Source organism: Paenibacillus farraposensis (genome assembly GCF_020736845.1).
Classification (GTDB): Bacteria; Bacillota; Bacilli; order Paenibacillales; family Paenibacillaceae; genus Paenibacillus; species Paenibacillus farraposensis.
The window spans coordinates 16,847-39,810 of the sequence record NZ_JAFFQR010000063.1; the positions used below are offsets into that span (position 1 = coordinate 16,847).

Consider the following 22,964-nt stretch of genomic DNA (forward strand, 5'->3'; position numbering starts at 1 on the left):
CAATTCAAAGTTTCGCTACAGTTCATGATTATTATTTTGGTTGTTTTAGTTATCATTATTTCCTTGATCATTTCTTTGCTTCTCATTCGTAATTTCGTAATTAACAAGCATTTTGATAATACGAAGGAAAAACTTTCGGGTATTGCCAAGGTCATTGCAAGTGACAGCGATGTTATTCGAAATGTCGAGCAGGGAGTTCCTGTGAAGCAGATTCAGGACTATTCGCTGAGAGTAATGAAAAACGTTAATGTGGATTTTGTTGTCATTCTGAACCGGGATTTAATTCGGTTATCCCACCCGAATGAAACGATGATTGGCAAACCGTTCTCTGATTTGAATGATGCCAGAAGAACGCTGTTAGGTCAGGGGCATTTTTCTGAAAATATAGGTATTTTGGGCCAAGGCTACCGATATTTTACCCCGATATTTAATCAACAGCATGAGGTCATTGGCATTGTATGTGTAGGACTGACCATGAGAACCCTAAATTATGATTTGATGCAGGCGCAATACACTATTTTTGGGGGACTGATGCTTGGACTCTTTAGTGGAGTTTTGGGCGCCATCTTCCTGGCTCAAAAAATCAAAACGATTTTATTTGGGCTTGAGCCGCAAGAGATAGCAGCACGATTACGCGAAAAAGAAATTATTGAAAATGAGGTCGCTGAAGGAATTATAGCCATTTCGGCTGACAAGAAAATTATGCTCATGAACAAAGAAGCTCAGGCCAAGTATCAACTGGCAAACCAAGACATAGAAGCCCCGATTGGCGAGCAGATGGATACCAACTTTTATAATGTACTCTTCAAGAGAGTGTTTGATGACAAGAAGAAGATCAAGGATCGCTCATTTTATGTGAATGGTATAGAAGTCATTGCGACAGTAACCCCTATATATATTGAAAATGAGTTTTTTGGGGCCGTTGCAACGCTGCGCGACCAGTCCGAGATGATTCATCTTAGCAACCAGTTAAGTGGTACAAAATATTATATTAACTCCCTTCGCGGACAGACCCATGAATTTATGAACAAAATGCACGTGATATCCGGACTGATTGAGATGAAGCAATATGCAGAGGTCAGTCAGTATATTCAGCAGCTAAATCACCGGTATCAAAATGAGGTAGGCTTTCTGACCGAAAGAATTAAAGTTCCGGCATTAGCAGGTTTTATTATGGGTAAAATCAACGAAGCACGCGAGCAGAATATTTCGGTTCTTCTTGAAGAAAGCTCGAATGTCTCCAATGTGGAGATGCAGGACATCGTTCATGACGTCATACACATACTGGGCAATTTTTTTGACAACGCCATAGACTCGATTTTACAGAAGAAACAACCCGGTAGAATTGAGTTGAAATTGAACTATGAGTGTGAGGGAAATGTATTCATTCTGAAAGTGAAAGATAATGGTATAGGGATTGATTTTGAGATGCAAAAAAGAATATTCGAGCATGGCTTCTCAACCAAAGGAGAAGATAGAGGCTACGGCTTGAATCTGGTTAGAACCATGGTGGAAAATCATCAGGGGATCATTGAGCTTGACAGCCAACCGGGTCTGGGAACAAGTATATATGTAGAGTTACCCTGTACATTGGAGGTGACAAATGAATGAAGGTTCTGATTGTTGAGGATGATCCTATGGTTGCCGAGCTTAATCAACAGTTTATTGAGCGCATGGACAACTTGGATGTTGTATGTAAAGCAGATACCGTCAAGAAAGCACAGGACTGTCTTCAAAAATGGACACCGAATCTGGTATTGCTGGACGTTTATTTACCCGGAAAAAGCGGATTAACTTTATTATCCCATATGCAGGAGCATCAGTATCATGCGTCGGTTATTTTAATTACGGCTGCAAAGGACATTCAGACGGTGAAGGAAGCTGTTTTTTATGGAGTTGCTGACTATTTAATTAAACCTTTTACATTCGAACGCTTTAAGCTGGCTGTTGAGAAAATCCAGCGTCTGGCCACGGTGATGGAGGAAGGGAACGGAATTAACCAAGCTGTCATTGATCATTATTTTAATAAAGAAGAGCACACGGATATGGAGAAGAAAGAACCTCCTGAAAAAGTATCCCAAAATCTTTCCAAAAACCTGTCCAAAAATTTGTCCAAACTGACCATGACCACGATACTAAAGAGTATCAAAGAACTGGACGGTCCATTTTCCGTCGAAACCTTAGCCAGAGAAGTGGACTTGTCCCGTATTACGGTGAAAAAATATATTCAGTTTCTGGTGGACGATGGCTTCCTGATTGAATCCATAGAATACCACAAGGTTGGCAGGCCGCTAATGCTTTATCAGTTGAATCCTAATTTAAAAGAACCGCCGTTTCCACTGTAATCTGGAAATGGCGGTTCTTTTTTTTCAACGAGAATACTGAGCTTTCTAATTATTTTATAGAAAGAACAGGAAGTGGGACCAGATTATCCGAAGATTGAGTCGTAAGTATATCATGGAAGTTGTCGTAGCTGGTTTCAATCATGTTGGATAACGCCGTAACGGTATTCGAGCCAGCATGAGGCGTAACCAAGACTCTTGGATACAGCTCGAGAAGCTTCTGAACCGTTGGATCGGGGAGCATTTGCCATGGGTCAAATGATCTGAAAAATAATTCATCTTCTTTAGGGAAGACATCCGTAGCGAAGCCTTCCAGATGGTTGCTGAGCAAAGCGTCCAAAATGGCTTGGTTATCTTGTAATTCTCCACGTGAAGTATTGATGAGAATAGATCCCTTTTTCATTTTTGCTAAAAAGCTGGCGTTAATCATGTTGTCGTTCTGTCCCGGCAGATAAGGAACATGCACACTGATGACATCACTCTCTGCCAGCAGCTTATCTAAGGTTGTGAATGGAATGACTTCCTTGGCTGCGTCGGATTGGTACACATCATAGCCAATAACAGAGGCTCCTAAGCCTTTAAACAATTTGGCTTCCGTTAGGCCAATGCGACCGACCCCAATAATCCCAACTTTACAGTTATGGATCTCTTTACTGAATGTATGCTCGTCCACAATGAAATTTTTGAACGAGCTTTTGGTAGTCATATAAGCTGTGTGACGGAACAACATCATAGCCAGAGTTAAGGAGAGCTCCGCTATGGCATTCGGAGAGTAGGATGGCACGCGTGCGACCTTCATTCCGAATTCGCTGCAGGCATCCAAATCAATGTGGTTGATTCCGACCGTTCTGGTGAAAACATATTGAATGCCATATCCCTTGAATTTTGTGAGATTCTCTCGATTCGCAGCGCAGTTTCCTCTTAACAAAACTGCATCGTGATCCTGTGCCAATTCTGCATTGCTGGAGGTTAACAGCTCTTCTACCAGCGTTAGTTGGAAGTTGTATTTATTGAGGTTATGGAAATATTGCTTCTCATAAGAACGGACACCATAGCAAATGATTTTTAACATGTTGTTTTCCCCCTGATTTAGAAAATGCCAATTTTATCGATGATATTTAGCGTAATGATCCACACTGGAATCATGACGACAGAAGTTATAGTTGATAGAAGCGATGCATTGGAGGTCAGTACGGCTTCCTTATCAAAACTGATGGCATAGGCTGCGGCTACGGTGGCTGTAGGAGTAGCCATCATAATGACAATCGTAGATAAAGCGACAGTATCGATTGACAGAATATGAGATACAGTCAACAAAGCCAGCAAAACGATGTTCACAATGGGTACAAGCCAAACCTTAACTATGCTGTAATACCAAGAGGTCTTGTCAGTAGCTGCCGACTTGAAGCTGATCTCACCCAATGTCGAGCCAATCGATAACCAGGCTAATGGAGAAGCTAGCCCAGCAAGATAGGTCATGGGCTTGAACAACCAGACAGCGGTTTGATCAATTCTTAGAAAAGCGAACTGCTGAATGGCCCCATCCTCTGTAGCTACGCTCATCTGTGGAAAATAACCCTGAAACAACCAAACAAACAAGCCTAGAAAAGTGGCGATAACGATCGGATTTAAAAACATGGTTTTGAGATTTTTAAGCTCCATTTTTAAGCCGCTCATTTTGATATAGCCATAGGAGTATAAGAAAATGCGGTAGCCTATATTAAAAATGGAACTGTACATAACTCCGGTAGGACCGTAAATGGCCCCGACAATTGGAATTCCGAAAAAAGTAGTAGAACCGAAAATGGTTAACACCCGCAAAACATCCTGTTTATCCTTGTCGTAGCTCAGAAAGAAAGGTTTTGAAACAAAGATGAGAATAATATAAATTAGAACACCCCATATTAAAACATTTATACCTTGTTTTAACATTGTTGGATTAATATCCTGCATAAAAGAATTAAAGGCTAGTGCTGGTAGAGCCACGGTTAGGACAACCTTGGATAGCAGCTTTCCTACGGCTGCGGTAAAAATCCCCTTCTTGCGGCAAAAGAAACCAAGCAGGATAATAAAAACGGTGGAAGTGATAGAGCTGACAATTTTGTTATCTGTTAAGGTCGCTGTAATCATTTCTAGTAAAGACATAATTAAAACCCTCTCTTGTACCTTTTTTCACATAAATGACGATTCCAAAATGTGACGATGCAATTCCCTGATCTTTTGGCCAAAGTGGTTGGTTTGCATCTTTATAGTAAAAAAACTTTGTGAAAAAAAGAACAATATCTAATTAATTTAACTTATGAAACTAATTTAAAAAAATTATACGTTACATCAGATGGGCAAATGGGAGGTGCTCATTAACATACATGCTATAATGTAAATCATTAAACCATACTTGATTAGTGGGTTAAATAGAAAAGACGAGCAGGAGGGTCCGCATGAATCCGATACAACATATACTGAACCAATTTCCGCTGATTGTGCTGGATGGGGCCATGGCGACCGAACTGGAGCGTCATGGGCATGATCTGAACGACAGCTTATGGTCAGCGAAAATACTTTATGAGCACCCGGAGGCGATCAAGCAGGTACATAGGGATTATTTTGAAGCTGGCGCAGACTGCGCGATTACGGCGAGCTATCAGGCTACCATTGAAGGCTATGTTCGGCGGGGTCTGAGCGAACATGAGGCGCTGGAGCTGATTCAGTCATCGGTGCGGATTGCTGTGCAGGCACGGGATGAATTTTGGGCTGAAGCTGCGACTGCGGCCAATCAGCAGCATCGTCCCAAGCCGTTAGTCGCGGCCTCTGTCGGACCCTATGGTGCGTTTTTGGCGGATGGCTCCGAGTATCGCGGAGATTACAAGCTGACCGAGGAACAGCTGGCCGAGTTTCACAGACCGCGAATGAAGGCTCTCATCGAGGCAGGGGCGGATATACTGGCTTGTGAAACCATACCATGTCTGGTTGAAGCCAAGGCCATTGCCCGACTGCTCAAAGAATTCCCCGGCACCTATGCCTGGATTAGCTTTAGTGCAAGGGACGGGCAGCACATCAGCAATGGGGAATCTGCCGCCGCATGCGCGGAGTGGCTGAATGAGCATGAGCAAGTGGCGGCTGTAGGAATCAACTGCACTTTGCCCAAGCACATTCCATCGCTTATTCATGAAATACGTAGCCGTACAGACAAGCCTGTGGTGGTGTACCCTAACCTGGGGGAGGAATATGACCCGGAGACCAAAACATGGCACGGTACCGCCTGTACAGAGACGCTCGGGCAGAGCGCCCGCCAGTGGTATGATGCAGGTGCCCGTCTGATTGGCGGCTGCTGCCGAACTCGGCCGCAGGACATTAAAGAAATAGCGGTATGGTCGCGGGACGTATAGACGTGGGAGAACGCAGGGATGGGCGTAGGCGATCCATAAAGAAGATACCCCTGGCTGACCTGAAAAAGCAGGCTGAACCAAGTTACACTCCAGCAATGGAGAAGCTTGGATCAGCCTGCTTTTTGTGGTATGAGTGCTTTCGGGGCCAATATCCCTCGCTGTTTTGCCGATGCAATCAGCTTTCCGCCAGACGCTCCAGCAACGCATCGCCATTATGGCTGACCCGAATATAGGCGTAACGGACGTTCTGTTCAATAGTACGTCCGGTTCCTTCGGGAATGAAATAATTCTCAATACCGTACTGAATACGAGAACCACTCCACTGGCCGTTCAACACAATCTCATGATTGGCCAGCTTTTCACCATCCTGATACAGGCGATCTGCGATGTATATTCCTTGGTCACCCGGCTTGAGGACGACTTTAACCTTACCTCGCTTCCCATCATCCTCTTGAAGAGTGGACTTTGAAGGAGGTGGAGTAGAAATGTCGTAGCTCAGTACAACGTAATCGCCTTGCAGTAGGGATCGCGGGTCTACAGGAGCCAGTTTGAGCTTTACGGAAGCAGCTGTGGCGAGCATGGTCTCACTTCTGACGGTTTGATAGCCGATCATGCCAAGCTGCAATACGATAACGATAGCGATGAGCAGCGGGCTTAGGCGCATGAAGCTAAAGCTGTGGTGGTCAGCCCCGAACGCGGTCTTGCCGCTGTAGGCCATTCGCCAATCTGCCCACCAAGTAATGCCAAGTACAATGATGCCCAGCAGCGCCAGTGTAAACGACTTATACAATAACGTCCACAACAGGTCATAGTATTTGAAGCCGATAAAAACAAACCAGAACACAATGCTCGTTATGGCGGTCGAATGTCGTTTTAAACGGATAAAAGCGAAGACCATCCCTGTAACAACTACAAAATACAGTATGTTAATCAGCATATAAGAGTGTGGAAAGATATCCCCGAAAAACGTTGCCCAAAGCAGGAACAACAGGCTGAAAAACAACGAGCTGTCCCGGAGGTGCTCCCGTAAACCAGCTTTGGAGACCACGAAGCTTACCCCATATAACACGGCATTGATGAAGAAAAGGGACAAGATGATCGACTCCAAGGTCCAGTTCCATCGTTCCCATTCCCGAAACTGCTGAAATAGTATAGTCGCCAGATTCAGGTTCACAAAGGCGTAGGCGAAAAACAACTGCCGTTTCCCGCTAGAGCGAAACCATCCCGCGATAGAAACGATCAGAAACAGTATTGAAAGCAACGTCTGGTCTGACCATAAAATGGATGCCCAGCCTGTAATATAGCTGATTGTCAGCAAGGTATGGCGGATTACAGAATCCAGCCTGGAGTCCGGGATCAGGATCATTGAAATCATGAGCAGCAAGGATACACCCAACAGTACATATTCGGTGTGGTTTACATTCGAGCTAATGGTTATCAGCCCGATCAGAGATATACTGCCGATCAGCACTCCGACCACCTTGATGATGCGGGATACGGTTTTGCTGATCCATTCGCTGCTGCGTTCCTCAGGAACGAGCGTTTCAGCCTCCGTTGCATTCATGTCCGGTGACGACCCGCCCAAACGGTTAAGATAACGGAAAAACCATACATTACCCGTCAGCAGCAGCGCTACAAAAATTAGACCAAAAACAAAGAACAGAGAAGAAGAGTACGCCTCTGCCAGTTCGATGAATTTAAAGACCGCAAAAGCGGAGGCCGCCAACGCGTTCAAGGTTAGCAACGTTTTGTTTAGCCGAATCCTAATGAATACATAAAATCCAGTAGCAATCACAGCGATACACGGTATGTTCATAACTAGGCCGTATTCATCAAAAGCAAAGGAATTGGTCATCGCCAGTAGGGCGATATGGAACACGATAAAGCTCATATATTTTAGCGATGCCGCACCTGAACGGCGAAGGAACGTGAACAAAAACAATACCAGATTGACCAGTGCGAACACCCCGGTTATGGACAGTGATTCCAATTTGCTATAAGACGCGCTTTGCAGCGCCGGGTAAAAATAAAGCCACAAGCCAAGGTGGATCAGTACATAGGACAGCACGTAAAAAGGGTTGTATCGGGTAATCCAGCTAAGCAGCAGCGCCGGAACAGACCAAATCAAAAACAACCCGTAACTGTCTGCGTGGGAATTGTAGATTTGACCGAGCAACGCCACAGAAACGCCAAAGGCTATACAGCCGGCCACCAGAAATATATTGGACAGAAAAGTTTGTTGACCGGGAATGGTGCGTATACGTGCAAAGACAAAGGATAAGCCATAGAACAGAACAATAAGCGCAGCAGCCAGCACAATTTTGACCGCCCGATCCAGTCCTCCCCAATTAGAGGCAAAGAAATAAATAATCGCAGCCAGTACCAGTGAGATGCCCAGCAGATAACCTGTACGTATCGCATTGAATCGCAGCATGAAGTTCACGTACCTTTCCTGTTGGTTTGATGCTCACCTCTACTTTGGTGGAGGTAAGTGAATTTTGATTTTATTGTATATAAAGAAGATAAGCCGTGGAGCCTTTTTAGCTGCAGGATAAGTCTTGCTTATGCTTATACGTTCAGAATTCCCTCTTTTGGAGTAACGTTAAAGGCTTTGGCCAGATCGGCCAATTCCTGATCTGTAATTCGCTGCTGATTCTCATGGTGAGCGATGAGCATATAGATTTGTGCAGCCTTTTCAATCGTTTCAATCAGGCCAAACGCTTCATCAATTGAGCTGCCTGTTCCGAAAATGCCGTGATGAGGCCATAATACAGCGTGATGAGCCTTCATTTTTTTGGCCGTTTCGCGTCCGATTTCACTGGAACCCGGTACCATCCAGGGGATCACACCGATGCCGTCCGGAAAGACCACGATGCATTCAGTGCACATTTCCCACAGGGTTTTGGTGAATTGGTTTTCATCCAGACTATGAATGAACGTCATCGCAATCACATGAGTGGCATGATTATGAATCACGACACGATGGTTAGGGTCAACCTTCAAGCGCTCAATGTGGCTCATGAAGTGGGAAGGCAATTCGCTGGTAGGAACCGCCTCATCCTTGAGACCCACAAGAGCTCCAACTGCTCACCATCGTCGGATACACGAAGGACACCCAGGTTTGCCTCGGGATCGGCAATCACGTTTTTGAAGTATTTACCCGATCCGGTGACAATAAAATATTTGCCAGCCAGTTCGTTTACAGGAAAAGCAGGCTTGATCGTACGGATGATATGATGAATATCCATATATTTTACAACTTCGGCTTCATCCAGTATATAGCTGACATTTCCTCCATTGCGTTCATCCCAGCCGAATTTCCACATATTTTGTGTAATCTGGGCCACCTCGCGAACGAACGGGATATCAAACCCTAATCTCCGTTCCTTTTGATTCTCCAGCACAGTCGTCATGGATGATCTCTCCCTTTGGGTGATATAAAATACAAGCTTATCAATGCAGCCATTAACGTTTTAGCAATACTTGCTAACTAATCCCATACTACTTCCGTTTATCTGTGTGGTCAACATAAACAGAAATATATGCTTGCGTTTATCTTTGTTTCTAAAATTATAGATAAAATAAAATGTTGTTTTGTGTGGTTTTCCCGTTTCTTGCCATCTGTTTTCTACTATATATGATTTTTAAATGGTGGATGACGGGAATATCGGATTTTCAAATGGTGGAAGGTTCTTCGGGTGTTGCTGTCTATATGAAAAATAGTCTTGAAACCGCCGCCCAGAGGGTGTAGTATACAAGATATCAATTTCATATGACTCGTATAATATTGGGGATATGGCCCAAAGGTTTCTACCGGATGACCACTGAAATCGTCCGACTATGAGTGATAGCACATCGGCTTCGGATGAATACGGACATTTATTGGTGCCCCAAACCGTCAAGGGACGATAACCCCAAGGACAAGCTTCACTTGAGAAACAACTCAAGTGAGCCTGTCCTTTTTTGGTTTTGGCAGGTTTGATTCCATTTTCAAGTACAGAAGGAGTGATATTGGCGTAATGAAAGCTTTGGAGGAACGTATTCGTCAAGAAGGGCAGATTTTATCCGACACTGTATTAAAGGTAGATTCATTTTTGAATCATCAGGTAGATACAGCGCTGGCACTGGAAATCGGGAAGGAGTTCGCACGGCTTTTCGGCAGTGCCCCGATTACCAAGGTGCTTACGATTGAAGCAAGTGGTATTCAGTTTGCGATGGCTACAGCTATTGCCTTGGGTGTTCCGTTCATTTATGCGAAAAAAAAGAAGGCAATTACGCTGAGCGAGCAGGTATACTTCGCTGAGGTTCATTCGTTCACACGCCGGGAAACCTTTCAGGTGAATATTTCCCAAAAATATCTCGATGCCAGTGACCATGTACTGATCGTGGATGATTTTCTGGCTACTGGCGCAGCCTTGGTTGGGCTTGCCGATATTGTGAAGGAAGCAGGGGCGGAGCTGGCAGGGGTGGGCTGCGTTATCGAAAAGAGCTTTCAGGAAGGTCGCGGGCTGTTGGAGCAAAGAGGCATTGCTGTTCGCTCTCTTGCGCGTATCGCCTCTATGGCACCGGGCGAAGTTCATTTTATAGAGGAAGCTGGTGCAGTGATTCTTCCCGCTAAGAAGAATGTGGGATGTTAAGCAAGCAAAAGATATTCGCGCTGGGCTTCCAGCATGTCATGGCGATGTACGCTGGGCCATTGCTGTACCTCTGATTGTAGGGGGAGCGTTGCACCTGACACCAGCGCAGATTATTGAGAGGTATACGGGACATCAGCCAGCTCTTATAACAACGCTGTGTTGCGTTACAGAACAGATTAGCTGATTTTGCAGTGATTAGCGACGCCTATTTCCGTTAGAACAAAGGGCTGGACGCAAAAAGAAACGGCTGCATCGCCCTCACAGGGACAGCACCCGTTTGCTGCACATTTAAGTATTGTTTTGGCCAGCATAATCTCCAATGGTTCATCGTCAAGCAACAGTCCGCCGGCATCCCGGTACCCTAGTTTTCTGTAAAAATGCTGCGCCCCTTCATTGGACATCGTCGAGGTCATCAGCCGTTTGAACCCCCGCTGCTTCATTTCATTTTCCCAATAAAAAAGCATCTCCCGGCATGGATATGGCTTATCGCAGCTATTACCGGATAAATCTGTAACGGATTTACTGCATTCCCTAGTGCCTTCAGGCGACCAACACGATTCTTCATACCGACTGCTGTACGAGGTGGTTCCCAATCATGTTGCGGTTGCCCTAATCCGGCAGGCCACTGATATTGGTCCAGCCGAGCGGAAAGCCCATTAAGCACTGAAAACCCACCGCGTAATTAGGTTAGGCGCCTAACGATGGGTATCTATATACCTAATTTGACACTTTAATTGCGTGCACACAATTGAAAAGCCACAGCCTTAATTCTTATCGTATCGTTCAAATTCAAGACATTACGCTGCATTTGTTGACAAGCCTGTAACAACAAAATAAGATAATCCTAAATCGTAATATAAAGGAATAAAGGAAGAAAACAGGTACGAGCCGGACTTTTACGTACAGGGTTTTATTGAGACCTTGCTGCCTTGCTGTTCGCGCTCGCTTAAAAGGGAAGTTCGGTAGATTCCGACACGGGCCCGCCACTGTATACAGGCATCAGCAGGAACATGCTGTAGCTTTCAGAATAGCCACTGGAACTGTGAAGAACCGGGAAGGACTGAAGGACAAGCCTGGAGTCAGGAGACCTGCCTGTTTTAACATCACTGTCAGACCCACGGGATGCTGGGGAGGTGGTTGGGCGTGCTTCATACGGGAATGTCTGGAACCGATCCGATCCCCTTGTTTTGGAGGGGGCTGAGGGTGTGCTTGGCATTTTATAATGAAAGCATTTCTGATTGCTGAACAAGCGGCCGGAGATGCTTTTTTGTGTTGGATATATAAAGAAATACAGGATCAGGGGGATCAAGAATGAAAAGCAATTGCAATCGATACTTATGGTTCTTATGTACAGGGCTGCTGCTCATAGCCGTTCTGGTTTTGGCGGGGTGCTCTGCAGCGGATAGAATATCAGATGGATCTGCCAAGGGCGAAAGCTCATCTGGGCAACAGGCGGCAACGGATAAAAAGCTGGTGATGGCTTACACCTGGAAGCCGTCAGGTGTTGACCCGCACGGAGACAATAGCTGGGACGTCATGCGTTCCGGTGCAGGTGAGACACTGGTCCGCTTGAATGAAAAGCTGGAGCCTGTGGCTTGGCTGGCGAAGAACTGGAAGCAGGACAGTCCTACGGTCTGGACGCTCAGCTTGCAGGATAAAGTGACTTTCCACGATGGAAAAAGCATGGATGCAGCAAGCGTAAAGGCTTCCCTGCTGCGTTCTATTGAGAAAAGCCATCTGGCGAAGGACTTGCTGGATGTGAAGTCCATAGATGCCAGCGGGCCGCTGACGTTGAAAATTACGACAAATCAGCCGAACGCGGCGCTGGTATCCAATCTGGCTGATCCGTCGACGATTGTGCTGGATGTGGCATCTATGAAAGATGAACAGAGCTATCCTGCGATGACAGGTGCTTTTAAAATCAAAGCCTTCAACAAGGACCAATCCCTGGTTGTGGAACGCTTTGACGGATATTGGGGCGAGAAGGCCCGGCTGGCCGAAGCGACGATGAAGTTCATTACGGACGGCAATTCGCGTCTGATGGCGCTGCAGTCCGGCGAGGTAGATGTAGCGACGGATATTCCGGTGGATAATGCGGAGGTACTGAAGAAGAACGACAAGCTGCAGGTGTTGTCGGCTCCTTCCGTGCGTACCCATATGATCGTCTACAATATGGGGTCGCCTGTGTTCAAGGATGCAGCTAACCGCCAGGTGGTGGACAGCCTGATTCCGCGCGCATCCATTGTGAGTGCGGTTATGAGAGGCTACGGTACGGAGGCTAGCAGTCCGTTCCCGAGCATTCTCCCCTTTGGCAAGGCTGAGCGTAAAGCACTGGATGGAACGCCAGAGCAATTGCTGACCAAAGATGGCTGGCAAAAAGACGCCCAGGGCACATGGACCAAGCAGGGCAAGCCGTTTGAGGTTACGCTGCTCACCTTCCCTCAGCGCCCGGAGCTCTCCGTGATGGCTGAAGTCATTCAAAGCCAATTGCTGAAAGAGGGCATCCAGGTCAAGATACGCAAAGTGGAAAATATCGACGAGGCGTTAAGCAAAAACGATTGGGATTTTGCCATGTACAGTATGCTGACGGCCCATACAGGGGAGCCGCAATATTTTATGGACACGTTTTATTCCTCCAAAAGCAAGGCCAATGTAAGCCGATATGTCTCCAAGCCGCTGGAGGACATTCTCGGCAGGTTGAAGCTAGCGAAGAATACAGCGGAGCGCAATGCGGTGACACTGCAAGCCTTAGATATCATTAATACTGATCTGCCGCAGTCATTCATTGTGCATCCTGACAATGTATTTGGTGTGAAAAAAGGGGTAGAGGGCTTTACACCTCATCCGATTGAGTATTACTACATTACAGCGCAATCCGATATTGCGAAATAGCGGGCTGCGAATTCGATGATTCGTTTTATTCTGGAACGTGCGGTGCAGCTGGTCATTATTGTGTTTGTTGTCTCTACGGTGACTTTTGTGCTAATGAGGCTGGCCCCGGGAGACCCTGCCACCATTCTGCTTACCGCGCATAATGTACCTGCCTCTGAGGAGGCGTTGACAGCGCTGCGGAAGGAGCTGGGGCTGAACGAGCCGCTCCATGTTCAGTATGTGAACTGGCTTCGGGATGTGTTCACAGGGCACTGGGGCACCTCGTATGTATCCAAGGAGTCGGTGCTGACCGAGTTGTGGAACAGACTGCCTGCTACCGTGGAGCTGGCCCTGGCGGGCTTTACTGTTATGATCGTGCTGACGCTCGGGATGGGACTGGCCGCCTCGGTAAAATCCAGCGGGTGGCTGGATCGCCTGGGCAGACTTTTGGCTCTGTTAGGAAGTTCTATTCCCTCCTTTTGGCTTGGCTTTCTGTTAATCTATGTGTTTTCTGTTTGTCTGGGCTGGCTTCCATCCATGGGAAGGGAGGACTGGACACATCTCGTGCTGCCAGCGCTGACCCTTGGTGCAGGCTTGGGAGCCGTGCAAGCTCGTGTGTTACGTACGCAAATACTGGAGTTGGGGGATCGGAATTTTGTGAAGGCGGCGAAAGCCCGGGGCTTCTCTCGTATGCATATTCTTTTTTTTGAAATATTTAAGCATGCTATTTTGCCTGTAATCACACTATTAGGTACGAATCTGTCATTTATGCTTGCGGGTAATGTTATTGTAGAGACGATTTTTTCATGGCCAGGTTTGGGCAAGTATTTTATAGATGCGATTACGCAGCGCGATTACCCGGTAATTCAGGGGTATGTAATTTTTGCCGCGGTTTTAATTGTAGGCGTTCAGTGTTTGGTAGATGTGATCCAGACGGCGATAGACCCGAGGCTGCGTTTGCGTTAGAGGGAGGAAGCTGGTAATGAAAAGGAAACGGCTTTCCTTTAAAGGGAGCCTGCTGACAGGAGGCGTGCTGTTTGGCTTGATCGTGCTGCTCGGGGTACTGGCCCCGTGGGTTGCTCCTCATGATCCTCTTCAAGTGGATCTTCTTAAACGCTTGGCACCCCCTAGCCAGTCCTATCCCTTTGGTACGGATCATCTGGGCCGGGATGTGCTGTCACGGCTTATTTACGGGATTCGGACAAGCGTGTTAATTGCGTGCGTAATTACGGCAGCTACGCTATTCGTCAGCTTGCCGATAGGCTTGCTTATTGGTTATGTGCGGGGGCGTGTGGATCGGCTGATCATGCGCGGCATTGACGGCGTGCTTGCTTTTCCCGATATTATTTTGACGGTGGCAATTGTAGGGATTTTGGGGCCGGGGTTTGTTAACATGACCCTGGCTGTTATTGCGGTACGGTGGGCAGGCTACGTCCGCTATATTCGCAGCCTGGTTCAAAAAACCTGTCAGGAGGACTATATGCGATATGCCCGTTTATCCGGCAACTCACATCTCCGTATACTGAGACGCTATGTGCTGCCGCAGATACTGTCGCAGCTACTGGTATATGCGGTATGGGATGTCGGGCGTGTGGTGCTGATGATTGCCGGACTTTCCTTTCTTGGACTGGGGGTGCAGCCGCCCAAGCCAGAGTGGGGCGTGATGCTGCATGATGCCACCTCATATTTCCAGGTGGCTCCGCATGTCATGATTTTTCCAGGCTTGGCGATCATGCTGTTTGTGCTTGCGTGTCAGCTGTTAGGCGACCGCTTTTCGGAAAAGGGGGCGGCGAAATAGTGGAAGATCGCGCACCTATAAGATGTAGGGATACGATAGAGCGAGTAGACGGACGACTACCACTGTTACACGTGGAACATTTGGAGATATGCCGCACGGGCTCAGCGATATGCGAAAGCAAACCGCTGCTGCGCGACGTAAGCTTCTCTGTGTATCCGGGCGAAATTGTGGCTCTGACCGGGGCGAGTGGATGCGGCAAGAGCTTGACCGCACATGCAATCGCAGGCATGCTGGAGCCGGGAATCGGTGTTACGCAAGGGCATATTTACTATGACGGGGAGGATGTGGTCCCGTTCCATGAACAGCGCTGGCAGTGGCTGCGCCGTGAGGAGGTTGCTTTGCTCATTCAACAATCGCTAAGCGGGTTGAACCCGATCCGTACCGTCCGTGCACAGTTGACGGATACGTTGAGGCTGCATAGGCGGCGTCAGATGCCGTATGAGCAGCAAGAGCCGGGCCACATTGAAACGGCCCGATCTTTCTCCGCGCCGCGGCAAGCCGTTCTACAGGGCGTGTCGCGGATGAGGCGACTGATGAGCCGTGCAGCCGAGATGGCTGGAGGCCGCACTACTCAAGCGCAGGAGGCTTATTTGCACGCATTGCTCTGCAAGGTCGGGTTTGCAGACCCGGAGCGCATATTGTCGTCGTATCCTTTTGAGTTAAGCGGTGGAATGTGCCAAAGAGTGCTGCTCGCTGCTATGTTAAGTTCCGGTCCGCGCCTTTTTATTGCCGACGAGCCTACTACGGCCCTGGATGTCATCAACCGGGACAAGGTGCTGGCATTGCTACAGCAGTTGAGACAAGACTTTGATCTCACCATTTTGCTGATATCTCATGACCGTCGGGGCATAAACCGTGTTGCAGATCGCGTGTTGAAGATGGGGCCGGAAGGAAGGATGCACGGATGATGCTGGAATTGAAGCAAGTGACCAAAGCTTATCCTGTCCGCAGACGGAGAAAAGGCTGGTTCAACAAGCAGGATAGCGAGCAGGCCGCCGTGAAGCAAGTAAGTCTGGAGCTACAGCGGGGAGAATGCCTCGGACTGGTCGGCGAAAGCGGCAGCGGCAAAAGTACGCTGGCGCAATGTATCCTGGGGCTGGAGCCGTTGACCTCAGGGGAGATCTGGCTGGATCGTCAGCCCATTCATACCGGAAAGGTGAAGGATGTCCATCTGTACAAGCGCATCCAGCTAGTTGCTCAGGACTCGTCTTCCTCACTGCATCCCCGCATGACGATTCGGGATATTTTGATGGAGCCGCTCCGCAACTATTTTCCTGAGCGAAAGGCGCAGGCGCCTGATATCTGCCTGTCCCTGCTGGAAGCCGTAGGATTGGAGGCAGGGAGTCTGGAGAAATACCCATCGCAGCTAAGCGGCGGACAAAAGCAGCGGGTATGCATTGCCCGTGCGCTGGCGGTGGAGCCGGAGATCATCCTGTTTGACGAGCCGGTCGCTAGCCTCGATACCGCAACGCAGTCCTCCGTGCTCAAATTGCTCAAGAAAGTCCAGGTAGAACGCCAGTTATCCTATCTTTTCATCACGCATGATCTTCAATCCACCCGTACGTTCTGTGATCGAGTTGCCTTCATGTATCAGGGAGAAATCGTGGAGGTATTTAAGGAATGGAATGAAGACCTGTTACAGCATGAATACACGCGTACCCTGTTTCAAACGTTGGTGGAATGATCTATGTATACCATATTATACAAATTTAAAATAAATATAAGCTTCCTTTGCTGAATATTGTTGACAAAGTAAGATGTGATACCTATTCTGAATATGATTATGATAATCATTATCACAATATATATAGAAAAGGGGAAACCATTGATGTCCGTTCGACACCGCAAGACTGCCACCCTTATGTTGGTGGCAATCCTCTCATTATCCGTTATTTTAGGCTGCGCAAAGCAGGAGGACACGCCTGTATCCACCTCAATGAACGGAGCTGCCAATGAAAAGACGATCACGCTATCGTGGCCGCGTGACATTGGTACGATGAATCCACACGTATACAATCCTTCCCAGCTTTTTGCACAATCCATGATTTACGAGCCGTTAGTCAGCTATAAGCAAGGAGGCAAGCTGGAGCCTGCTTTGGCTGAATCCTGGGCGATTTCCAAGGACGGCAAAACATATACGTTCAAGCTTCGCAAAGGTGTGAAATTTTCAGATGGATCGCCGTTTAACGCGGCTATTGTCAAGAAGAACTTTGACGCAATCATGAAAAATGAGAAGACGCACAGTTGGCTTGGAGTGGTAGGCGTTCTCGACAAAACGGAGGTCGTGGATGACAGCACCTTCCGATTGATGCTCAAGGAGCCGTACTATCCGGTGCTTCAGGATTTGTCCGTTGTTCGTCCGTTCCGCTTTTTGGGTGAGGCCGGGTTCCCGGATGATGGGGACACCTCCAAAGGCATCAAGAAACCTGTAGGTACAGGACCTTGGATGCTGGATGAATACAAGCAGGATGAATATGCGACCTTTAAGCGCAATCCCAATTATTGGGGCACTGCACCGAAAGTAGATAAAATCATCGTAAAAATCATTCCCGATAGCGAGACACGTGTCATGGCCTTTGAGAAAGGTGATCTGGATCTGATCTACGGTGAAGGTGTCATTAGTCTGGATGCGTTCAAGCAGCTTCGTGACACGGATAAGTACGTTACTCAGCTGTCCGAGCCTGTCGGCACCAGAAGTCTGTTGCTCAATTCCTCCAATCCCAAGCTGGCAGACCTTCGTGTGCGTCTGGCCCTCCAGCATGGGTTTAACAAGCAAGCGATGGTGGAAGGTGTGACTTCGGGGCTGGAGGAAAAAGCGGATACGGTTTTATCCAAAAATTATCCGTATACGAATATGGACTTGCAGCCTGTTAGCTATGATGTGGAAAAATCCAAAGCGCTGCTGGATGAGGCTGGCTGGAAGCTGCCTGCTGGCGGTACGGTGCGGGAGAAGGATGGACAGCAGCTCGATTTTGAACTGATTTTTGATAAGACCGATCCGATCCAAAAGGCGATGGCTGAAACCATTCAGGCGGAATGGGGAGAGCTGGGGGTCAAAGTGAACCTGACCGGGCTGGAGCTTACGGTTCAAATCAAGCGTCTGAGATCCAACCAGTTTGATCTGTACTTCTGGTACAACTATGGTGCACCTTATGATCCGCATTCCTTTATTAACGTCATTGCCAAAAAGAGCTTCGGAATTTCCGAGACGCTAAGCGCTCTTCCGATGAAGAAGGAACTGGATCAGCAAGTACACGAAGCACTCTCATCGACAGATGAAACCAAGCGTCAAGAGCTGTATGGTTCGATTCTGAAGACGCTGCAGGAGCAGTCTGCGATTGTGCCTATTTCATATATTAAGAAAACCGCGGTATATCAGAAAAAGATTACGAATTTTGTATTCCCGGCCAACCGGGACGAAAATCCGTTTGGTGGGATTGCAATCGGGAAGTAGTTGAAATCGAAGGGTAACTTTCGTTTATAGAAGAGGAGGACAGCTCATGATCAGCTATATCGGGAAGCGAATGATGGCGGTCATTCCTATTGTTCTCTTTGCGACCCTCGTTACCTTTGCACTCATCCATATTTCACCGGTTGATCCGGCTGAGGCCTATTTGACAGCAGCTCACATCTACCCGACACCGGAAATTCTGGAGCAGAAGCGGCATGAATTCGGGTTGGATCAGCCTATGCTGATGCAGTATATGCACACGCTGCAAAGAATCAGCCGGCTGGACTTCGGGACTTCATACCTGACGAACAAGCCGGTGTGGGATGAGGTGAAGGTTCGATTGCCTGCCACTGTAGAGCTGGCATTGAGCAGCATGGCGCTATCCATCGTGGCAAGTATCCCGCTCGGCGTGCTGGCGGCGATACATAAAAATGGCTGGATCGATATGCTAAGCCGAGGAGTTTCATATATTGGAGCGTCTATTCCCCAGTTCTGGCTTGGGTATCTGCTGATTTTCTTTTTTTCCGTCCGGCTGGATTGGCTGCCTGTAGAGGGGCGGGGGACGTGGCAGCATCTGGTGCTGCCTACGTTGACCCTGTCGTTCGTTCTGATTGCTCTATATACGCGCTTGCTGCGTTCCAGTGTATTGGAGCAGCTTCAAGAGACGTATGTGCAGTATGCCAGAACGAGAGGGATTCGTGAACGGGTGATCGTGCTCAAGCATGTGCTCAAAATTGCCATTGCCCCGCTGATTACGGGTATGGGTATGAATCTGGGCAAGCTGCTGACCGGAACGATTATTGTGGAGCAGGTGTTTTCATGGCCCGGTTTTGGCCGCTATTTTGTAGAAGCGATTTTTAACCGGGACATTCCCGTCATACAATGCTATGTGTTTTTGGCGGCATGCCTGTTCATCGTATGCAATTTGCTCGTTGATCTGGTGCATTTGTATATGGACCCCCGAATTTCAGCGAAGGGACGAGCAGAGCAGTGATGATAAGGTTGCGTACAATGTGTAAGGATCAAAAAGTAATCGTGGTCTGCTCAGTCGTGCTAGCGGCTCTTTTTATCATTATGGCGCTGGCCCCGTGGCTGGCTCCCCATGATCCGGTTAAAGTCAATTTACTGCACAAGCTGGAAGGCCCCTCCAAGGAATATTGGCTGGGAACCGACCACTTGGGTCGGGACAATTTTTCCCGACTGCTGTATGGAGCTCGGATTTCGCTTGGCTTCGCGACTCTAATCTTCCTATCCTCGCTTAGCATCGGTGTCGTGATCGGATCGGTGGCCGGTTATTTGGGCGGCTGGGTCGATAGTGTGCTGATGCGGCTTTGCGAAGGGATTATGGCGTTCCCGAATCTGGTGCTTGTGCTGGGTATTGTCGGTATTTTTGGGCCTGGTCTTATGCAGGTACTGCTTGCATTGATGATGGTACAGTGGGTGTATTATGCCCGGATGTGCCGCAATATGGTCGTGAGTCTGAAAGAGCGGAATTTTGTAGCTGCCGCAAGAATTAGCGGCTCCTCTTCATGGGCCATTATCCAGAGGCATATTATTCCGAATGTGCTCCGGCCGATTGTAGTCATAGGTACACTGGAGATGGGCTGGGCCATTATGGATATTTCGGCGCTGTCTTTCCTCGGTCTGGGTATCCAGCCGCCAACTCCCGAATGGGGAGCGATGATTCATGAGGGTACAGGGTACATCCGTAGCCATCCGGAATTAATGATCTACCCGGGCATCATGATTCTGTTGGTGGTCATGGTCTTTAATATATTAGGAGAGGCGCTGTCCGACCGATACGGAATTTCCAAACAGCAGTAAAACAGGAGTGAGAACAACGATGGATGACGGGAAGAAGTCGAAGGTGCTGGAGGTCCACGGTTTGGAGGTCAAACTCAAGACCGATGCAGGAGCAGTATCTCTGCTTGAGCCGATTTATTTTGAGCTGAAAAAGGGACAGATTCTGGGTCTTGTTGGCGAGAGTGGAAGCGGCAAAACGCTGACCTGTAACGCGCTGCTCCAGTTGCTGAATCGCCAGATGATGGACGTGAAAGGCAGTGTTCGTCTGAATGGTCGCGAGCTGAACGGAATGACGGCTGAGGAAATGCGGCGTGTTCGCGGCAAGGACATCGCGTTGATTATGCAAAATCCGATGAGTGCTTTTACGCCTGTGTATACGATCGGAGCTCAGTTTACGGAAACCATCCGCACTCACACCGAATTGACCAAACGACAGGCTCGTGATCTTGCCGTAACAGCTTTGGAAAAGATGAATCTGCCTGAACCAGTCAAGCTGATGAAGCGATATTCGTTTCAGCTCAGCGGGGGAATGCTGCAGCGCGTCATGATTGCCATTTCCATGTGCCTGCGGCCGGCGGTGGTGATTGCGGATGAACCGACGACGGCGCTTGATGTGGTGAATCAGCTACAGGTGCTGAGAGAGCTGGATCGCTTGCGTACGGAATACGGCACTTCCATTTTGCTGATCTCGCATGATCTGGGTGTCATTTCCCAAATGGCAGACGAAGTGGCTGTCATGCAGCAGGGACGTATCGTCGAGCAGGCGGAGGTTCATCGGCTGTTCGATCAGCCGCAGCATGAATATACGAAAATGCTGCTGCATGCCAGGCCCAGGTTGTCCCTCCGGGACATGAATCAGGCAGGGGGTTAGGCGCCCTGTGACGGTTACATTTTCAAAAGGGAGCGAATGCGCGTGCTGCAAGTGAAGGAAGTAACTCATAGCTATGGAAGGCGCAAATGGTTGGGCCGCTCTGAACTACGCCCCCCCGTGCTGTCCGGCGTTTCACTCACCATAGAGAGCGGATTTTGCCTGGGGCTGCTTGGGACAAGCGGAGCGGGTAAAAGCACGCTCGGCAAGGTCATTCTGGGGCTGGAGAAGCCGCAGAAGGGTCAGGTGCTGTTTCAGGGGCAGGACATTTATCATGGAAGTACACAGGTCCGCAGGGAGCTGAGACGGGATATGCAGGTCGTATTTCAGGACTGCTATTCCGCTGTAAATCCCCGGATGACTGCTGGGCAGATTATCGGGGAGCCTCTGGATAATTACGAACGGCTATCGGTGCAGGAGCAAAAGAGAACAGTTGAGAACCTTCTGGAACGAGTTGGTCTCAGGCCAGAAGATCGGAATAAATTTCCGCATCAGTTTAGCGGTGGACAATTGCAGCGGATCAACATTGCCCGAGCCATTGCCCTCAAGCCTAAGCTAATCGTGCTGGATGAGTCTGTCAGCAGTCTGGATATGGTTCACCAGATGCATATTTTATCGCTGCTGGGAGAACTGAAATCCTCGCTTGGATTGTCGTATCTGTTCATCACGCATGATATTCGGGCGGCTTACACCGTCTGTGATGGCATTGCTGTAATGGAGCAGGGGGAATTGATCGAGTATTGTGATGACAAGGACGGGATTTTTGAATCCATTCATCCGGCCGTACAGCGGTTGATTGCGTCCATTTTGCCCGAGCATCCAGCAGACCGTCTTCCTTCATGAATGACAGTTGACCCGCAAGGGTCCTTTTTTATTGCAGCACCAGGGTAAGTTATTGGAATCCATTTTATCTATTGTATTATTTGAATAACCCGTTATAATATAAAATCATAGTAAATTACTTGGAATAAGAAGGGGTATCACATATGAAAAAGTCTGCTTTCGTTGCGGCGATTGGCCTATTTCTCGTTTTAATCACGGGTGCCCTGAGTGGATGCTCCTCGAAGGATGCGGCATCGGGGGATAAGGTGATTTATGTCGGTACACAAAATGACTACCCGCCATTTGCTTTTGTGAATGATAAAAATGAACTGACCGGATACGATGTGGATGTCATCAAGGAAATTGACAAGAAGCTGGACGGCTACAAGTTTGAGTTTGTACCCTCGGGCTGGGATGCGATATTCCTTGCACTGGATGCGAACAAAATTCAGGTGGTGGCTGATGAAATTGCCAAAAATCCCGAGCGAGAGCAAAAATATTTGTTCTCGGATGAGTCCTATTTTTCGGCTCAGTCCGTGATTATTGTGAAAAAGGGCAGAACCGATATTCATTCCCTCAAGGATTTGGAAGGCAAGAAGGTAGCCGCTTCGGTAGGCGATTCCTATACGCAATTGCTTGAACAGTATAATGCGAAACATGGAAATAAAATCATTTTGAAATACAATGATGCAGGCACTTCGTCTGACAACCTTCAGGATGTGCAGAATGGCCGGGTAGACGCTTACGTGAATGATCCGGTTATGACAGCGGCGACGATCAAGAAGGAAGGCTTGCAGGTCGAAGCGGTAGGTGATCCTGTGCAAACGGATGATATCAATCTGGTTTTCAAAAAGGATAGGCAGGGCCAAGAGCTGAAAGCGAAAATTGACCCGATTATTAAAAAGCTTAAAACGGACGGAACGCTGAAAAAGCTGTCTGAACAATGGACAGGCGGAGAATTTATTCCACAGTAACAACAATGCAAA

General features: G+C 48.0%; 19 protein-coding genes, 2 pseudogenes and 2 riboswitches. Of the genes and pseudogenes, 16 read left to right on the top strand and 5 right to left on the bottom strand.

Going from position 1 to position 22,964, the window contains the following annotated elements:
* The first annotated feature begins 24 nt into the window (after nt 1-24).
* Together JO375_RS08860 and JO375_RS08865 are read left to right on the top strand one after the other, a co-directional pair.
* Complete coding sequence (locus tag JO375_RS08860) at nt 25-1,611, top strand: ATP-binding protein (RefSeq protein ID WP_229524124.1); 1,587 nt, start codon at nt 25-27, stop codon at nt 1,609-1,611.
* Nucleotides 1,608-2,345, top strand: coding sequence for a response regulator (locus JO375_RS08865; RefSeq protein ID WP_229524125.1), 738 nt, complete (start codon nt 1,608-1,610; stop codon nt 2,343-2,345). Before JO375_RS08860 ends, JO375_RS08865 begins: the two co-directional genes overlap by 4 nt.
* A gap of 49 nt (nt 2,346-2,394) precedes the next feature.
* Here the strand turns inward: JO375_RS08865 and JO375_RS08870 are convergent, their stop codons facing one another.
* Together JO375_RS08870 and JO375_RS08875 are read right to left on the bottom strand one after the other, a co-directional pair.
* Nucleotides 2,395-3,414: a 2-hydroxyacid dehydrogenase gene (locus tag JO375_RS08870; protein WP_229524126.1), complete on the bottom strand. Its 1,020-nt coding sequence runs from the start codon at nt 3,412-3,414 to the stop codon at nt 2,395-2,397.
* A gap of 17 nt (nt 3,415-3,431) precedes the next feature.
* Nucleotides 3,432-4,487, bottom strand: coding sequence for an AEC family transporter (locus JO375_RS08875; protein WP_229524127.1), 1,056 nt, complete (start codon nt 4,485-4,487; stop codon nt 3,432-3,434).
* Between the two features lie 293 nt (nt 4,488-4,780).
* Between JO375_RS08875 and mmuM the strand changes: the two genes are divergently transcribed.
* Nucleotides 4,781-5,728, top strand: a complete 948-nt coding sequence (mmuM, locus tag JO375_RS08880; protein ID WP_229524128.1) for a homocysteine S-methyltransferase — start codon at nt 4,781-4,783, stop codon at nt 5,726-5,728.
* 175 nt (nt 5,729-5,903) lie between these two features.
* On the opposite strand, the gene JO375_RS08885 is transcribed toward mmuM, so the two are convergent.
* Together JO375_RS08885 and rhaD are read right to left on the bottom strand one after the other, a co-directional pair.
* The gene (locus JO375_RS08885) at nt 5,904-8,162 is read right to left on the bottom strand and encodes a GDYXXLXY domain-containing protein (RefSeq protein ID WP_229524246.1); all 2,259 of its coding nucleotides are present in this window, start codon (nt 8,160-8,162) and stop codon (nt 5,904-5,906) included.
* 134 nt (nt 8,163-8,296) lie between these two features.
* Nucleotides 8,297-9,141: pseudogene (rhaD, locus tag JO375_RS08890) on the bottom strand (rhamnulose-1-phosphate aldolase).
* 344 nt (nt 9,142-9,485) lie between these two features.
* A riboswitch (purine riboswitch) is annotated at nt 9,486-9,589 on the top strand.
* A gap of 158 nt (nt 9,590-9,747) precedes the next feature.
* Here rhaD and JO375_RS08895 point away from each other — a divergent pair.
* Both JO375_RS08895 and JO375_RS08900 read left to right on the top strand, forming a co-directional pair.
* On the top strand, nt 9,748-10,365 hold the full coding sequence (locus JO375_RS08895) for a xanthine phosphoribosyltransferase (RefSeq protein WP_229524129.1): 618 nt from the start codon (nt 9,748-9,750) through the stop codon (nt 10,363-10,365).
* On the top strand, nt 10,352-10,549 hold the full coding sequence (locus JO375_RS08900) for a hypothetical protein (RefSeq protein ID WP_229524254.1): 198 nt from the start codon (nt 10,352-10,354) through the stop codon (nt 10,547-10,549). The genes JO375_RS08895 and JO375_RS08900 overlap by 14 nt, the downstream gene beginning before the upstream one ends.
* Before the next feature lie 106 nt (nt 10,550-10,655).
* Here the strand turns inward: JO375_RS08900 and JO375_RS08905 are convergent.
* Nucleotides 10,656-10,835 (bottom strand): annotated as a pseudogene (locus tag JO375_RS08905) (GNAT family N-acetyltransferase); the annotation flags it as partial.
* A gap of 455 nt (nt 10,836-11,290) precedes the next feature.
* Nucleotides 11,291-11,475: riboswitch (cobalamin riboswitch) on the top strand.
* Nucleotides 11,476-11,676: 201 nt separating this feature from the next.
* On the opposite strand from JO375_RS08905, the gene JO375_RS08910 reads away from it, so the two are divergent.
* The 11 genes from JO375_RS08910 (at nt 11,677) to JO375_RS08960 (ending at nt 22,952) form a co-directional block, all read left to right on the top strand.
* On the top strand, nt 11,677-13,257 hold the full coding sequence (locus tag JO375_RS08910; protein WP_229524130.1) for an ABC transporter substrate-binding protein: 1,581 nt from the start codon (nt 11,677-11,679) through the stop codon (nt 13,255-13,257).
* 15 nt (nt 13,258-13,272) lie between these two features.
* Nucleotides 13,273-14,202, top strand: coding sequence for a nickel ABC transporter permease (gene nikB, locus JO375_RS08915; RefSeq protein ID WP_229524131.1), 930 nt, complete (start codon nt 13,273-13,275; stop codon nt 14,200-14,202).
* Nucleotides 14,203-14,218: 16 nt separating this feature from the next.
* Nucleotides 14,219-15,034 (top strand): nickel transporter permease, encoded by an 816-nt coding sequence (gene nikC / locus JO375_RS08920; RefSeq protein ID WP_229524132.1) that lies wholly within the window; start codon nt 14,219-14,221, stop codon nt 15,032-15,034.
* Entirely contained in the window at nt 15,034-15,942 is a 909-nt protein-coding gene (locus JO375_RS08925) for an ATP-binding cassette domain-containing protein (RefSeq protein WP_229524133.1), read from the top strand. Before nikC (JO375_RS08920) ends, JO375_RS08925 begins: the two co-directional genes overlap by 1 nt.
* Nucleotides 15,939-16,718: an ABC transporter ATP-binding protein gene (locus JO375_RS08930; protein WP_229524134.1), complete on the top strand. Its 780-nt coding sequence runs from the start codon at nt 15,939-15,941 to the stop codon at nt 16,716-16,718. Before JO375_RS08925 ends, JO375_RS08930 begins: the two co-directional genes overlap by 4 nt.
* A 144-nt stretch (nt 16,719-16,862) precedes the next feature.
* Nucleotides 16,863-18,488: a nickel ABC transporter substrate-binding protein gene (gene nikA, locus JO375_RS08935; RefSeq protein WP_229524135.1), complete on the top strand. Its 1,626-nt coding sequence runs from the start codon at nt 16,863-16,865 to the stop codon at nt 18,486-18,488.
* 46 nt (nt 18,489-18,534) lie between these two features.
* Nucleotides 18,535-19,479: a nickel ABC transporter permease subunit NikB gene (nikB, locus tag JO375_RS08940; RefSeq protein ID WP_229524136.1), complete on the top strand. Its 945-nt coding sequence runs from the start codon at nt 18,535-18,537 to the stop codon at nt 19,477-19,479.
* Nucleotides 19,479-20,309, top strand: coding sequence for a nickel ABC transporter permease subunit NikC (gene nikC, locus JO375_RS08945; protein ID WP_229524137.1), 831 nt, complete (start codon nt 19,479-19,481; stop codon nt 20,307-20,309). Before nikB (JO375_RS08940) ends, nikC (JO375_RS08945) begins: the two co-directional genes overlap by 1 nt.
* Nucleotides 20,310-20,328: 19 nt before the next feature.
* Nucleotides 20,329-21,159, top strand: coding sequence for a nickel import ATP-binding protein NikD (nikD, locus tag JO375_RS08950; RefSeq protein WP_229524138.1), 831 nt, complete (start codon nt 20,329-20,331; stop codon nt 21,157-21,159).
* A gap of 36 nt (nt 21,160-21,195) precedes the next feature.
* Entirely contained in the window at nt 21,196-21,999 is an 804-nt protein-coding gene (gene nikE, locus JO375_RS08955) for a nickel import ATP-binding protein NikE (RefSeq protein ID WP_229524139.1), read from the top strand.
* Nucleotides 22,000-22,142: 143 nt separating this feature from the next.
* The gene (locus tag JO375_RS08960; protein ID WP_229524140.1) at nt 22,143-22,952 is read left to right on the top strand and encodes a transporter substrate-binding domain-containing protein; all 810 of its coding nucleotides are present in this window, start codon (nt 22,143-22,145) and stop codon (nt 22,950-22,952) included.
* Nucleotides 22,953-22,964: the final 12 nt, after the last annotated feature.

What these genes read in the sequence shown, in the direction of transcription:
- JO375_RS08860 (WP_229524124.1), top strand. Translation starts at nt 25, where the DNA reads ATGATTATTATTTTGGTTGTTTTAGTTATCATTATTTCCTTGATCATT.
- JO375_RS08865 (WP_229524125.1), top strand. Translation starts at nt 1,608, where the DNA reads ATGAAGGTTCTGATTGTTGAGGATGATCCTATGGTTGCCGAGCTTAAT.
- JO375_RS08870 (WP_229524126.1), bottom strand. Translation starts at nt 3,414, where the DNA reads ATGTTAAAAATCATTTGCTATGGTGTCCGTTCTTATGAGAAGCAATAT.
- JO375_RS08875 (WP_229524127.1), bottom strand. Translation starts at nt 4,487, where the DNA reads ATGTCTTTACTAGAAATGATTACAGCGACCTTAACAGATAACAAAATT.
- mmuM (WP_229524128.1), top strand. Translation starts at nt 4,781, where the DNA reads ATGAATCCGATACAACATATACTGAACCAATTTCCGCTGATTGTGCTG.
- JO375_RS08885 (WP_229524246.1), bottom strand. Translation starts at nt 8,162, where the DNA reads ATGCTGCGATTCAATGCGATACGTACAGGTTATCTGCTGGGCATCTCA.
- JO375_RS08895 (WP_229524129.1), top strand. Translation starts at nt 9,748, where the DNA reads ATGAAAGCTTTGGAGGAACGTATTCGTCAAGAAGGGCAGATTTTATCC.
- JO375_RS08900 (WP_229524254.1), top strand. Translation starts at nt 10,352, where the DNA reads ATGTGGGATGTTAAGCAAGCAAAAGATATTCGCGCTGGGCTTCCAGCA.
- JO375_RS08910 (WP_229524130.1), top strand. Translation starts at nt 11,677, where the DNA reads ATGAAAAGCAATTGCAATCGATACTTATGGTTCTTATGTACAGGGCTG.
- nikB (WP_229524131.1), top strand. Translation starts at nt 13,273, where the DNA reads ATGATTCGTTTTATTCTGGAACGTGCGGTGCAGCTGGTCATTATTGTG.
- nikC (WP_229524132.1), top strand. Translation starts at nt 14,219, where the DNA reads ATGAAAAGGAAACGGCTTTCCTTTAAAGGGAGCCTGCTGACAGGAGGC.
- JO375_RS08930 (WP_229524134.1), top strand. Translation starts at nt 15,939, where the DNA reads ATGATGCTGGAATTGAAGCAAGTGACCAAAGCTTATCCTGTCCGCAGA.
- nikA (WP_229524135.1), top strand. Translation starts at nt 16,863, where the DNA reads ATGTCCGTTCGACACCGCAAGACTGCCACCCTTATGTTGGTGGCAATC.
- nikB (WP_229524136.1), top strand. Translation starts at nt 18,535, where the DNA reads ATGATCAGCTATATCGGGAAGCGAATGATGGCGGTCATTCCTATTGTT.
- nikC (WP_229524137.1), top strand. Translation starts at nt 19,479, where the DNA reads ATGATAAGGTTGCGTACAATGTGTAAGGATCAAAAAGTAATCGTGGTC.
- nikD (WP_229524138.1), top strand. Translation starts at nt 20,329, where the DNA reads ATGGATGACGGGAAGAAGTCGAAGGTGCTGGAGGTCCACGGTTTGGAG.
- nikE (WP_229524139.1), top strand. Translation starts at nt 21,196, where the DNA reads ATGCGCGTGCTGCAAGTGAAGGAAGTAACTCATAGCTATGGAAGGCGC.
- JO375_RS08960 (WP_229524140.1), top strand. Translation starts at nt 22,143, where the DNA reads ATGAAAAAGTCTGCTTTCGTTGCGGCGATTGGCCTATTTCTCGTTTTA.